Source organism: Caballeronia sp. GAWG1-5s-s (genome assembly GCF_023631445.1).
Taxonomy (GTDB): Bacteria; Pseudomonadota; Gammaproteobacteria; order Burkholderiales; family Burkholderiaceae; genus Caballeronia.
Genome location: NZ_JALQDC010000033.1, coordinates 283,496 through 296,692, shown reverse-complemented (window position 1 = coordinate 296,692; position 13,197 = coordinate 283,496). Strand labels below are relative to the sequence as shown.

At 63.9% G+C, this 13,197-nt stretch carries 12 protein-coding genes; 9 read left to right on the top strand and 3 right to left on the bottom strand.

Going from position 1 to position 13,197, the window contains the following annotated elements; all coding sequences use genetic code 11:
* Positions 1–4: 4 nt before the first annotated feature.
* On the bottom strand, positions 5–439 hold the full coding sequence (locus NCR34_RS25540; protein WP_284506690.1) for a pyridoxamine 5'-phosphate oxidase family protein: 435 nt from the start codon (positions 437–439) through the stop codon (positions 5–7).
* 655 nt (positions 440–1,094) lie between these two features.
* On the opposite strand from NCR34_RS25540, the gene NCR34_RS25535 reads away from it, so the two are divergent.
* Positions 1,095–1,550, top strand: coding sequence for a response regulator (locus NCR34_RS25535; RefSeq protein WP_248323943.1), 456 nt, complete (start codon positions 1,095–1,097; stop codon positions 1,548–1,550).
* Positions 1,551–1,612: 62 nt separating this feature from the next.
* Here NCR34_RS25535 and NCR34_RS25530 read toward each other — a convergent pair whose 3' ends face one another.
* Positions 1,613–2,707 (bottom strand): tartrate dehydrogenase, encoded by a 1,095-nt coding sequence (locus tag NCR34_RS25530; protein ID WP_248323942.1) that lies wholly within the window; start codon positions 2,705–2,707, stop codon positions 1,613–1,615.
* 106 nt (positions 2,708–2,813) lie between these two features.
* Here NCR34_RS25530 and NCR34_RS25525 point away from each other — a divergent pair, with 106 nt between their 5' ends.
* Complete coding sequence (locus NCR34_RS25525; protein ID WP_248323941.1) at positions 2,814–3,794, top strand: LysR family transcriptional regulator; 981 nt, start codon at positions 2,814–2,816, stop codon at positions 3,792–3,794.
* 103 nt (positions 3,795–3,897) lie between these two features.
* On the opposite strand, the gene NCR34_RS25520 is transcribed toward NCR34_RS25525, so the two are convergent.
* Positions 3,898–5,229, bottom strand: a complete 1,332-nt coding sequence (locus tag NCR34_RS25520; RefSeq protein WP_248323940.1) for an LLM class flavin-dependent oxidoreductase — start codon at positions 5,227–5,229, stop codon at positions 3,898–3,900.
* Between the two features lie 229 nt (positions 5,230–5,458).
* On the opposite strand from NCR34_RS25520, the gene tauA reads away from it, so the two are divergent.
* The 7 genes from tauA (at position 5,459) to NCR34_RS25485 (ending at position 13,174) form a co-directional block, all read left to right on the top strand.
* On the top strand, positions 5,459–6,493 hold the full coding sequence (gene tauA, locus NCR34_RS25515; protein WP_248323939.1) for a taurine ABC transporter substrate-binding protein: 1,035 nt from the start codon (positions 5,459–5,461) through the stop codon (positions 6,491–6,493).
* On the top strand, positions 6,490–7,269 hold the full coding sequence (locus tag NCR34_RS25510) for a taurine ABC transporter ATP-binding protein (protein WP_175942752.1): 780 nt from the start codon (positions 6,490–6,492) through the stop codon (positions 7,267–7,269). The genes tauA and NCR34_RS25510 overlap by 4 nt, the downstream gene beginning before the upstream one ends.
* Complete coding sequence (locus tag NCR34_RS25505; RefSeq protein WP_248323938.1) at positions 7,266–8,141, top strand: ABC transporter permease subunit; 876 nt, start codon at positions 7,266–7,268, stop codon at positions 8,139–8,141. The genes NCR34_RS25510 and NCR34_RS25505 overlap by 4 nt, the downstream gene beginning before the upstream one ends.
* A gap of 582 nt (positions 8,142–8,723) precedes the next feature.
* Entirely contained in the window at positions 8,724–9,080 is a 357-nt protein-coding gene (locus NCR34_RS25500) for a hypothetical protein (RefSeq protein ID WP_248323937.1), read from the top strand.
* 776 nt (positions 9,081–9,856) lie between these two features.
* The gene (locus NCR34_RS25495) at positions 9,857–11,005 is read left to right on the top strand and encodes a glutathione-independent formaldehyde dehydrogenase (protein ID WP_248323936.1); all 1,149 of its coding nucleotides are present in this window, start codon (positions 9,857–9,859) and stop codon (positions 11,003–11,005) included.
* 223 nt (positions 11,006–11,228) lie between these two features.
* Positions 11,229–11,990, top strand: a complete 762-nt coding sequence (locus tag NCR34_RS25490) for an SRPBCC family protein (protein WP_248323935.1) — start codon at positions 11,229–11,231, stop codon at positions 11,988–11,990.
* Positions 11,991–12,001: 11 nt separating this feature from the next.
* The gene (locus NCR34_RS25485) at positions 12,002–13,174 is read left to right on the top strand and encodes a zinc-dependent alcohol dehydrogenase (RefSeq protein ID WP_248323934.1); all 1,173 of its coding nucleotides are present in this window, start codon (positions 12,002–12,004) and stop codon (positions 13,172–13,174) included.
* Positions 13,175–13,197: the final 23 nt, after the last annotated feature.

Here is a 13,197-nt window from a genome sequence, read left to right as displayed (position 1 = left end):
CACATCAGAGAGTGAGTTCGCCCTCGTCTTCGCCCGCCCAATAGTGGATGCGCTCGGCGCTCACCTTGATGAGAACGATACCGGGCGTCTGAAAGCCCTCTGCGAACCACTTCTCGATATCTTCGTTCCAGTGGCTTTTCATTGCCGGCTTCTCGCGGATGAGTTCAGCGCGGCCCTCCGCGGCCACGAAGAACGGCGGCGCACCGTCCGGCTTCGAACTGCCGGTGAAGGTCAGTGCAACGACAGGATCGGCCTCGATCTCCTGGACCATATGCGTCTTTTCGAGCGTGAAGTAGTAGCTGTCTCCGTCGAACTTCACGTCCCGGTTGTTGCTCATCGGCCTCGCGGCGATCTTGCCGTTCAGCGAACGGGTCGACAGCATCGCGAAATCGATCTCGGCCATTCTGGTTGCAAGGTCGTTCAACGTAAGTTCGCTCATCCGTTTCCTCATACGTGGACTGGTCTTCAGATGCGGACTTGCTCCGCAACGTTCATGCCGGTTATCGGCTGGACGCGCGCAGAATCACGCTGGCTGCCGCGTTTGCAAGAGCTGCAAGTCTTTCACACCGCTTTTCGATGCAGGCTACGGGACGGCGCACGCTGCTCTCGACCGTGATCGATGAATGCGTGGCTCGCTGAAGCGTCGGCTTCGGTCTTGTCACTGCGCCTCTCGTCGTCTAATAGTCGGCGCTATTGTCCACGACGAAGGCACGTGACACGCGATAGATCTTATTGGCACCGCTCCGACTTCGCCGAGGTAATGACCGTTCGCGAGCCCGCCAATCGCGCGCTCTCAAACGCTCGCAAAACGCTCAGTCGCTCGTGGCATTGCAAACCACGCCCAAAGAAGCCGCACGGACGTCCGCAGGAAACGACTCTGTCAGCCACAGTCGAACGCGACGATCGCATGGCAAACGAGTGTCTACATCACCGACTCAGCGGTCTCCGATTGGAGTGCTTTTTGCAGTTCGCGTGCTGGCTGCATGCCGAACTGGTACCCCGGGTCCCAAGCCAACGAGCGTGACGCTCACAGCCCGGTCGTGGTGCGCGGATTGCGCAAGCACTAGGACAGGGCGAAGCAGGCAGGGGGACTTATGACGCGCCGCGTACCGTTGGAGGATGAGCAGGAGTGTGCGTTCTGGAGAACAGGTGCGCAAACCGATGGGCCGACCGAGGATTGGCGGATCCTCATCGGTCACCGGGATGAAACGATCGGTGCATCGCTCACGTTGCTGCTGGCACTGAAGAAGTATCAGGTCGTTCACGCGAGCAGAATCACCGAGTTACGGCGCTACATGGAGAGTTGGCGCCCGCATGCGCTCATTCTGGACACCCGGCTGGACGCGGATTCTCACTATGCGTTCGTTCGCAGCGTGCGCAGGGACGATCATGCCGGCAGACTGCTCATTCTCGCGATGAGCAACATCTTTCCGCTGGATTCGATCTCGACCTTGAAAGAAGCCGGTTTCGATGGCCACGTGCGGCGGCCCTGTTCGGTATGGCGCGTGACGGATCTGCTGGACAGTCACTTTCACCGCCGCGATGTCTGACGGCCACCGCCGCCAGTCGGGCGAAGACGAGGACAGGCTTTTGCCGAAGCCGCTGCCGCGATCTACGCCGCATTGGCCGCCGGCGCGGCCGCGTTCTCGATGAAGGCGCAGACGGCTGCCGTCACCTGCGCGGTCGTTGCCGTGCCGCCGAGGTCGCCGGTATGCAGCGACGTGTCCGCGGTCACCGCTTCGATCGCCTGCATTACGCGCTGCGCGGCCTCGAATTCGCCGAGATGTTCCAGCATCATGACGACCGACCAGAACGTGCCGACCGGATTGGCGAGACCCTTGCCCATGATGTCGAACGCGGAACCGTGGATGGGCTCGAACATCGACGGATAGCGGCGCTCAGGATCGATGTTGCCCGTCGGCGCGATGCCCAGACTGCCGGCGAGCGCGGCGGCGAGATCGCTGAGAATGTCGGCGTGCAGATTCGTGGCCACGATCGTGTCGAGCGACGCCGGGCGGTTGACCATGCGGGCCGTCGCTGCGTCGACCAGTTCCTTGTCCCATTTCACGTCCGGAAACTCCTTCGAGACTTCGAGTGCGATCTCGTCCCACATCACCATCGCGTGACGCTGCGCGTTGCTCTTGGTGATGACGGTCAGCAGCTTGCGCGGACGGGATTGCGCGAGGCGGAACGCGAAACGCATGATTCGCTCGACGCCCGCGCGTGTCATGATCGACACGTCCGTCGCAGCCTCGATCGGATGACCGTGATGCACACGCCCGCCGACGCCGGAGTATTCGCCTTCCGAGTTCTCGCGCACGATGACCCAGTCGAGGTCTTCCGGCTTGCAGCGTTTCAGCGGCGCGTCGATGCCCGGCAGAATGCGGGTTGGACGCACGTTGGCGTACTGATCGAAGCCCTGACAGATTTTCAGGCGCAGGCCCCACAGCGTGATGTGATCGGGAATGTGCGGGTCGCCCGCCGAGCCGAACAGAATCGCATCTTTGTCGCGGATCGCATCGAGACCGTCCGCCGGCATCATGACGCCGTGCTTGCGGTAGTAGTCGCCGCCCCAGTCGAAGTTTTCGAACTCGAACGCGAATGACTTCGTGGTCCTGGCAAGCGCTTCGAGCACTTCTGCGCCAGCGGGTACGACCTCCTTGCCGATGCCGTCGCCGGGGATGGTCGCGATGCGATACGTCTTCATGTCTGCGTCCTTCAGGTGTCGTGTGTAGCTGAACTTTACCCCGCTCGGGACGCAAAAACCGGTGCTAAACTCAAAGCATCTTTAACGTGCATTCACAGGTGAACGCTTGAGCGACGCCGTCCAGCCGTCCGATCTGAGCTTCTTCGCGACACTCGCCGCCTCGGGCAGCTTAAGCGCCGCGGCTCGCGAATTAGGGCTGACGCCAGCGGCAATCAGCAAGCGCCTCACGCAGATGGAGAACCGGTCGGGCGTGGCGCTGATCAATCGCACGACTCGCCGGATGATGCTGACCCCGGAGGGCGAGCTCTATCTCGAACATGCGCGCCGGATCCTCGATGAGATCGACGAGCTCGCCGAATTGCTTGGCACGGCTAAACATCACCCGAGAGGCTTGCTGCGAGTGAACGCGACGCTCGGCTTCGGGCGCAGTCATGTCGCGCCGGCGATTTCGCGGTTCGTCGGGAAATATCCGCAGGTCTCGGTGCAGCTTCAGCTATCGGTCACGCCTCCGCCGCTGACCGACGACACCTTCGATGTCTGTATCCGCTTCGGCGAGCCGCCCGACACGAGAGTGGTCGCGCGGCGTCTCGCTGGCAATCGACGCTTGCTGTGTGCCGCGCCGTCGTACATCGCGAAGCACGGACTGCCGACTACCGCGCACGATCTGACGCGCCACAACTGCATCGGGATTCGGCAGGGGGACGAAGCGTATGGCGTGTGGCGTCTGACTTCCGGCCGGGGCGCGTCGCGCAAGACCGAGGCCGTGCGGATCAAAGGCACGCTCACGACGAACGACGGCGAGATCGCCGTGAAGTGGGCACTGGAGGGACACGGCATTCTGATGCGGGCCGAGTGGGACATCAGGCAGTATCTTGCCGATGGTTCATTAATCGCCGTCCTTCCCGATCACGATACGCCGAACGCCGATATCTTCGCGGTGTATTCGCAACGGCATCAGCTGTCGAATCGCATTCGCGCGTTCGTCGACTTCATTGCGGAGGATCTTCAGAGCGAAGCGCATGGCGGCGCTGGATGGTCAGTCACGCGCGGCAGTACGACGGACGTTCCGAGCGACGGTGCTGAATAACCGTCGGCGTATGAACTCGTTGCGGTTCCTTGAAACCGACATCCGCCCGATGCCCGCACCAACGCGGCGAACATCCGCCGTCCCGCCCCGAAGCCTCGCCCAATCACCGCGCCTCGAAGAACCGATTCCCCGGCCTCGGCAGCCCCAGATGCTCTCGCAGGGTCGTTCCTTCGTAGGCGCGCCGGAAGATGCCCCGCCGCTGCAACTCCGGCACGACCTTCGTGACGAAGTCATCGAGTCCGGCGGGCAAGGTCGGGAACATGACGTTGAAGCCGTCGCTGCCCTCCTCGACGAGCCACTGCTCCATTTCGTCGGCGATATCCGTCGCGGTGCCGACCATCTGCAAGCCCGAATAGCCGCCCACGCGCCGCGCGAGTTCGCGAACAGTCAGCCCTTCCGCGCGCGCCATGTCGATGACGCGTTCCCGCGCGCTCCGGCTCGCGTTGGTCTCGGGTATCTCGGGCAAAGGGCCATCGGGATCGAACGACGAGACATCGTGTCCCAGCGCGATCGATAGCGAAGCGAAGCCGCTGTCGTCGTGCACGAAGGTATCGAGCAACGCGCGCTTCTCCTGCGCTTCGTCCCGCGAGTCGCCGACGACGACGAACGCGCCCGGCAGAATCTTCAGATGCTCGCGCGCGCGGCCGGCGCGCTCCACGCGGCCCTTCACATCGGCATAGAACCGCTTGCCCGCTGCGAGGCTCGGCTGCGCGGTGAACACGGCGTCGGCGGTTTCGGCGGCCAGCTGCTTGCCGGCTTCCGACGATCCCGCCTGCACCACGACCGGCCAGCCCTGCACCGGCCGCGCGATGTTGAGCGGCCCGCGCACCGACAGATACGGTCCCTTGTGGTCGAGCACGTGCAACTTCTCCGGGTCGAAGAAGAGGCCGCTTTCGGTATCGCGCACGAAGGCGTCGTCGGCCCAGCTATCCCAGAGGCCCGTGACGACATCGTAGAACTCGCGCGCGCGCCGATAGCGCTCGTCATGTTCCATGTGCTCCTCGCGGCCGAAGTTGCGCGCTGCATCGGGATTGGACGTGGTGACGAGATTCCACCCGGCGCGGCCATCGCTCAAGTGATCGAGGGACGCGAAACGGCGCGCGATGTGATAGGGCTCGTCGAACGTGGTCGATGCCGTCGCCACCAGCCCGATGCGTTCGGTCACGGCGGCGAGCGCGGAAAGCAGCGTGAACGGTTCGAACGAAGTGGCGGTATGGCTGCGCTTCAACGCATCCACCGGCATGTTGAGCACGGCCAGATGATCGGCCATGAAGAACGCGTCGAAGCAGGCCGCCTCGAGCGTCTGTACGAAGCGCTTCAAGTGACGGAAGTTGAAGTTGGCGTCGGGGAAAGCGCCGGGGTAGCGCCACGCGCCGGTATGCAGGCTGACCGGGCGCATGAACGCGCCGAGATGGAGTTGTCTTGAGTGCGGCATCGCGTGGTTCGGCAGAAAGTGAATTCGCGCCACGGTACTGCAACTCACGAAAACGTGCTCGGACCGGCTGCTACTTTGCTCTTCAACCCGCAACGAATATGGCTAGCACGAGAACGGGACAACGCTTATGCCGTCGGCGCTTCCTTCCTATGCATGAAAGATTGGTAGCCGCGGTACGGGAAGTGCCTATAGTCGATGGCTCGATCACATCACTTCACTTCCCCGCTCCATGACACACACGCTCCATCGTCGCCGGCTGATCGCGACCGCCCTTTCTTTTCTGCTCTCCGCTGCCGCCCTCTCGCCCCTTTCGACGCGAGCCGAGACACGCGAAGTCGTTATCGGCTATCAGGATATGGTCGTGCCGTGGCGCTATGCGCAGGCAAGCGGCGCCGTGGAGAAGGCGACGGGCTACAAGGTGACCTATCGCAAGCTCGGCAGCGGCGCGGACGTTATCCGCGCGCTGGCTTCGGGTTCCATACAGCTCGGCGAGGCGGGATCGAGTCCCATCGCGGCCGGGCTTTCGCAAGGCGTCGACCTGTCGCTCTTCTGGATTCTCGACAACATCAACGACGCCGAGGCGCTCGTCGCGCGCAACGGCTCGGGCGTGAGCAAGCTTGCCGATCTCAAGGGCAAGACGCTCGGCGTGCCGTACGTGTCGACCTCGCATTTCCATGCGCTCGTCGCATTGCAGCAGGCGGGCGTCGATCCGTCGGCGGTGAAGATCGTCAACCTGCGTCCGCCCGAAGTGGCGGCCGCGTGGGAGCGTGGCAACATCGACGCGACCTACATCTGGGACCCGGTGCTCGCCCGCGTCAAGCAGAACGGCAAGGTGCTCGTCACGTCGGGCGAAGTGGCAAAGGAGACCGGCAAGGCGACCTTCGACGGCTTCGTCGCGTCGCGCAAGTTCGCACAGGACAACGCCGCGTTCATGACCGGCCTCGTCAAAGTGCTCGCCGATACCGACGCCCAATATCGCGATCACAAAGCCGACTGGAGCGCGGGCTCCGCACAGGTGAAGGCCGTGGCCGAGGAGTCCGGCGCGAACGCGGCGGACGTGCCCGCGAGCCTCGCGCTCTACGCGTTCCCGACCGCGAGCGAGCAGGCGTCGCCGACCTGGCTCGGCGGCGGGCAACAGTCCGGCGCAGCGAAGTCGCTCGCCGCGACCGCGCAGTTCCTCAAGCAGCAGGGCACCATCCAGAACGTGCTGGCCGACTACTCCGCCGGCGTCGATCCACGCTACGCGCAACAGGCCGCGAAATGACGGCGCTCGCCATCCGCAACCTCGGCGTCACTTACGAAGGCGCGAGCACGCCGGCGCTCATGGGCGTCGATCTGCACATCGGCAGCGGCGAGTTCGTCGTGGCGCTCGGCGCGTCCGGCTGCGGCAAGACCACGCTGCTCAACTGCCTGGCCGGCTTTCTCGATCCGACCGAAGGCGAGGCATCGCTCAATGGCGAGCCGATCACCGGACCGGGCGCGGACCGCGGCGTGGTGTTCCAGAAGCATGCGTTGATGCCGTGGCTCGACGTGCTCGACAACGTGGCGCTCGGCCTGCGTTTTCGCGGCATGAAGCGCGCCGAGCGCCACGAGATCGCGCGGCGCACGCTCGCGCTCGTCGGCCTCGCGCAGCATGAACACGCGAAGGTGTATGCGCTGTCGGGCGGCATGCAGCAACGCGTCGGCATCGCGCGCGCGCTCGCAAGCGATCCCGAAGTGCTGCTGATGGATGAACCGATGGGCGCGCTCGACGCGCTCACGCGCGAAAGCGTGCAGGAGCTGATACTCGACGTGTGGGCGCGCACCGGCAAGACCGTGTTCTTCATCACGCACAGCGTCGAAGAGGCGCTCTTTCTCGCGACGCGGCTCGTGCTGATGACGCCCGGCCCGGGACGCATCGAAGAGGTGCACGAGCTTCCTTTCGCGCGCGAGTACGTTCGCAGTCGCGATGCGCGCGCGGTGAAGTCGTCGCCCGCGTTCATCGAATGGCGCGAGCGGCTGACGCGTCGCTTGCATCGAACGGAAAAGGAGGCGGCGTGAACCGGCCCGCTTCGGATGCGTCGTTCTCCGGCGCAACGGCCGCGTCGCACCCGGCGCGGCGCGCCGCCCGCGCAAGACGCCGCGCGCGCTATCGAGGCATGCCCGGCGCGGGACCGACAGCGGTGCCGAGCACGCTGTGCGTCGCTGCGCTCGCGCTGCTCTGGTGGTCCGCCACGCATTTCGGGTGGTTGCCGCCGCTCTTTTTGCCTTCCCCGGAAGCGGTATGGCGCGCATTCGTCGACGCCTGGCATGGCCGTCTTCAGGGCGGCCTGCCGCTCTCCGACCATCTGCTCTGGAGCGCGATCCGCGTGTTCGGCGCATTCGCGCTGGCGGTCGTCACCGCCGTGCCCGTCGGCATCGCGATGGGCGTGAGCCGCATTGCGCGCGGGGTGCTGGACCCGCCGCTGGAGTTTTATCGGCCGCTGCCGCCGCTCGCGTATCTGCCGCTCGTCGTCATCTGGTTCGGCATCGACGAGACCGCGAAGATCGTCGTCATCTGGCTCGCGTGCTTCGCGCCCATCGCGATGGCCGCCCGTGCCGGCGTGCGCAGCGCGAGCGCCGAGCAGGTGAACGCGGCCTGGTCGCTCGGCGCGAACTTCCGGCAGGTGGTGTGGCACGTCGTATTGCCCGCGGCGCTGCCTGAGATACTGACGGGCTTGCGCATCGCCGTGGGCTTCGGCTGGACGACGCTCGTCGCGGCCGAGATGGTCGCCGCGACGGCCGGCCTCGGCCAGATGGTGCTCAACGCGTCGAGCTTTCTGCGCACGGACGTGGTCGTCATGGGGATCATGCTGATCGGAGCGATTGCGTGGATCTTCGACTACGGCATGCGCACGCTGGAGCGGCGGCTCGTGCCGTGGAAGGGGCGTTGAAGGCATCCGCCAGCAATCCGATGCTCGCCGCTATTGAAAGCTGCGAACGCAGGTCGCCAGCGCGTCGTTGCTCGTATCGATCTGCGAAGCCGACGACCCGGCATCGGAACGGACGCGCCCGGCGCAAGCGTCATGCGTCGGCTGCACGTCCTGTCGACGCCGCATGATCGTTCGCCCTTCGGGAGAAGTGGCGAACGCTAGTTCCATTGCGTGGACACTGCGTTCGCGGTTTGCGGCGCGGGCGTGCATAGACAGACAGCATGCCGTGAACGAGGCCGACCGTTCTGATCAACCACGGGCAAGCGACCGCCCGACTGCTCGCCACTTGTCGAGTCCACGCGATGTCGCACACAGGCCGTCCGCGCTTAAGCGCCTCCTGAAGATTTGTAAAAGATGTTAAATGTCTGCGCAGACAAAAGTTCGGCGGCTAACATCATTCAAATGTAAGCGGCGGCTCGATATCAGACGAAGAACTGACCGGCGCCCCCTCTCGCCAAGCGCTTTTTACGCGGCGGAGGCGTGACGACTACCAATAAGGCTGGCGCCCATGAGCGCTGGTCCGTGCATACCTGAGAGATTGCCATGATTGACTTTCACGGCGAAGCGACGTCCGAACTCGATGCAAAGCCAACCATCAACGAGCTCGGCGCCACGCCAACGGTCCGCGAATCGAACGACGAACAGAACGAAGCGCGCGCGCCGGCCCTGCGACATAGCGAAACCCCTGGCCTCAGCGCAATCGAGAAGGCGATCGCACACTGCGAAGAACAGGTCCGATTGCAAGCGGACCGCTTGTTGAGGCAGATAGAGGCCGGCAACGACCCGACACACTCCCAGAAGCTATTGTCCAGTTATCAATCCAGCCTCATCGCATTGAAGCGATCGAGAGAAGCACTGCACAGCCAACACATCTTTCGATCGAGATTTCGGGTTCACTGACGACCGGCGCTGCGTCATGCACTGCTTGGCGATTGATTAGAACCCTCGTTCACGAGTCGCTTGCAAGCGCCCATAGCGCAGCGGCGGCCATGCGCCGAACCGCCATTGGCGCATCAGCGGCAGCCCGCAGGGCAAGCAAGCCGGGCCGCCGTCGACATCACACGCATTCATTATTCGGCACTACTGAGCGACGAGATGCCTCGCGTCGCCGAGAATGATCGCGCACCACGCAAGCACGGCGTGTCCGCGAACCACTTCCTTCAAGCAGTCTAGCAAAACCTGCAAAGCGACCGGCGCATCAATTCTCCACGCGGCACGACGCTTCGTCACGCGCTTAAAGGCAAGCCGTGCATGGCGGGTCCGTAACGGAAACTTTAACCACGCGCGACCACGTCAATTGACCGACGCAGTAATTCTGCGGCAAGGCCTAACTTCGATGTAAGTTGCCGAAGTCAATGGTACCGAACTAGTGAGTCAACAAGGCACGGATAGCCGGCGGGCACGCGGATCGCTGCCCTATTCGCACAGGCGACATCGATCAGATAGCGCTTCGTTATGCACTTAGTACTCCTATTGAACAATTTAAATGGAGCTGCCGTACTGTCCGAAAGACTTCTTCATGTGCTCGCCCACAGGGACGTTAGTGCCGAAAGCAACGTGCCGATGAATCAGGAGACCAACCGTCCGACAGGTACGCCTGCGGGTGTTCGACGCCGGTAGCCGCACAAGTTCTGTGCGGCTCAGGCTCTTTGCAGTCGCCTTTTCAGGAGATAACTATGAAAGCAGTTGTATATCGCGGTCCTCGCCAGGTCGCCGTAGAAGACGTGCCTGACCCGAAGATCGAGCGCCCGACCGATGCCATCGTCAGAATTACCAGTACCAACATCTGCGGGTCCGACCTGCACATGTACGAAGGCCGAACCGACTTCGAGCAAGGGCGCATCTTCGGTCACGAGAATCTGGGCGTCGTCGAAGAAGTAGGACCGGCCGTGGAGCGCATCAAGCCCGGCGACTGGGTGTGCCTGCCATTCAATGTGAGTTGCGGCCACTGCGTGAACTGCGAGCGCGGCCTCACCGCGTTCTGCCTGCACGCGAACGGGCCGGGTATCGCAGGCGGTGCGTTCGGCTTCGCGGACATGGGACCGTGGCCGGGCGGACAAGCCGAGTATCTCAGAGTGCCGTGGGCGGATTTCATGTCTTTGAAGCTGCCGCCGGGCGCCGAGGAGAAACAGACCGACTACGTGATGTGCTCCGACATCTTCCCCACCGGCTGGCACGCCACTGAACTAGCCGGCATGCGGCCCGGCGATTCGGTCGTGATCTATGGCTCGGGACCAGTGGGTCTCATGGCCGCGCACTCGGCCATGATCAAGGGCGCGCGCAGCGTCATGGTGGTGGACTGCCATCCCGACCGGCTGAAGCTGGCCGAATCGATCGGCGCCATTGCAATCGATTATTCCAAGGAAGACCCGGTGCAGCGCGTCATGGACCTGACGCACGGAATCGGTGCGGATGTGGGTTGCGAATGCGTCGGCTACCAGTGTCACGATCCGGCTCCGCAACGCCATGAGCATCCCAATCTGACGATGAACAATCTGGTGTCGTCGGTCAAATTCACTGGCGGGATCGGCGTGGTGGGCGTGTTCGTTCCCGAGGACCCGGGCGCGCAGGACGAACTGGCGAAGCAGGGGAAGATCGCGTTCGATTGGGGCAAGTGCTGGTTCAAAGGCCAGCACATCGCCACGGGCCAATGCAACGTCAAGGCGTACAACCGGCAATTGCGCGACCTCATCTCGGTGGGACGCGCGAAGCCGTCGTTCATCGTTTCCCATGAGTTGAAGCTCGACCAGGCGCCCGACGCCTATCAACACTTCGACGTGCGCGAGCATGGCTGGACCAAGGTTGTCCTGCATCCCGGAGGCTAGCCAAGCGCCGCCGCGATCGTAGCGGCGACGGAGTAAAAGCACTTGTCGAGGTCCATGAAACCGCGAACCGGCCCGCTACACCTTGGGCGATGCAGCCCACGGCGCAGTTCCGCGATTCATGGCCACGCGTGGCGTGAGCACGCACGTCGCGCTACCTGTCAGCGATCTCGCTGCACGGAGCCCTTCCGCGTAGCGAGGCAGTGAACTCCCAGGAGCATTAGTCATGGCAAGCAACATCGTTGCTATCCGATCGCACGGATCGTCGGGGCGCGGCCACATTTCGTCGGGCGTCTCGCCCGGCGAGCTCATGCAAAGCATGGGTTGGATTCCGGTGGCGCTAGGCGCGGCGCTCATCGTTTCAGGACTCGCAGGCCGGAAGAACAGTGCCGTGGCTCTCGCGCTCACGGCTTGCGCGGGCACGGCCGTGTGGAGCGCGGGGCGCGGTGTCCCGCTCCAACGCGGCAGAGCACATGACGAGGCGAAAAGTGGGCGTGCTCGCGCCGAGCCCGAGGCCAGGCGTGCCATCACCATCGGCAAGCCGGCGGACGCGCTCCGTCAACGCTGGCTCGATCCCCGCACGCTCCCGCAACTCCTGTCAGGCTTCGCGACGTTGCGCCCGATCGGCGAGAACCGCATGCGCTGGGAGATAAAGACGCCCCTCGGTCGCCTCTATGAATGGGAATCGGAGATCGTCGATGAACCCGGCGGGAGCATCGGCTGGCGCTCGCTGCCCGGCGCCGCCATTCCGAACGAGGGCTCCATCCGCTTCGACGCCGCCCCGAACGACCGCGGCACGGTAGCGACACTGCATGTTCGCTTCGATCCGCCCGGCGGCGCGCTCGGCCAAGGCCTGATCCAACTGTTGGGCGACACGCCGCTGAACATGATCGCCGACAACGCGCTGCGGCGCTTCAAGAGCCTCGTCGAAACCGGCGAGATTCCTACCACTGAGCGGCAGCCCGCTGCTCGCGCAACGAAGCGCTAAGGAGAACGAGCATGCGAGCACTGTACTGGAACGGGGTCAATGACTTGCGCGTCGGGACGGTCAAGGACCCGGAGATCATCAACCCTCACGACGCGATCCTGCGCGTCAGCTTGTCGACCACCTGCGGCTCGGATCTCCACTTCATCGATGGCTACATCCCGACGATGAAGTCCGGCGATGTCATCGGCCACGAGTTCATGGGCGTGATCGAGGACATCGGCTCCGAGGTGAAGCGTGTCGCGAAGGGCGACCGCGTCGTGGTGCCTTCCTTCATCGTGTGCGGACAGTGCTGGTATTGCCAGCATTCGCTCTACTCGTTGTGCGACAACACGCACCCGAAGCCCGAACTACAGGCACCGCTTTTGGGCGGACATACGACGGCCGGCATCTACGGCTACACCCACGCCTTCGGCGGCTATGCGGGCGCGCACGCGCAATACGTGCGGGTGCCGTTTGCCGACAACGACTGCTTCGAGATCCCCGACGGCGTCGCGGACGAGACCGCGCTGTTTCTTTCGGATGCCGCCCCGACCGGCTACATGGGCGCCGACTTCTGCAACATCCAGCCGGGCGATACCGTCGCGGTGTGGGGCTGCGGCGGCGTCGGGCTGATGGCGCAGCAAAGCGCGCGTCTGATGGGCGCCGAGCGGGTCATCGCGATCGACCGCTTCCCCGAGCGCTTGCAGATGGCGCGCGAGCATGCCGGCTCGGAAACGATCGACTATACGCAAGTCGACAGCGTTCTCGACACGCTCATGGAAATGACGGGCGGCCGCGGACCCGACGCTTGCATCGACGCCGTAGGGATGGAGGCGCACGGCACCGGGCCGCAATACGCGTATGACCGCGTCAAGCAGGCTTTGCGTCTGGAAACGGACCGAGGCCAGGCGTTGCGCGAGGCCGTGATGGCCTGCCGCAAAGGCGGCACGCTGTCGGTGCTCGGCGTCTACGGGCTGATCGACAAGTTTCCGATGGGCGCCATCATGAACAAGGGCATGACGGTGCGCAGCGCCCAGCAGCACGGGCAGGCCTATATGGATCGCCTGCTCTCGCACGCACAGAAAGGCGAATTGAATCCCGCATATCTCGCCACGCACCGCTTCTCGCTGGAAGATGCGCCACGCGGCTACGACATGTTCAAGCACAAGACCGACGGCTGCGTCCGTGCCGTGTTCGCGCCGTGAGTTCGACGCTTGTCATAAGTGCC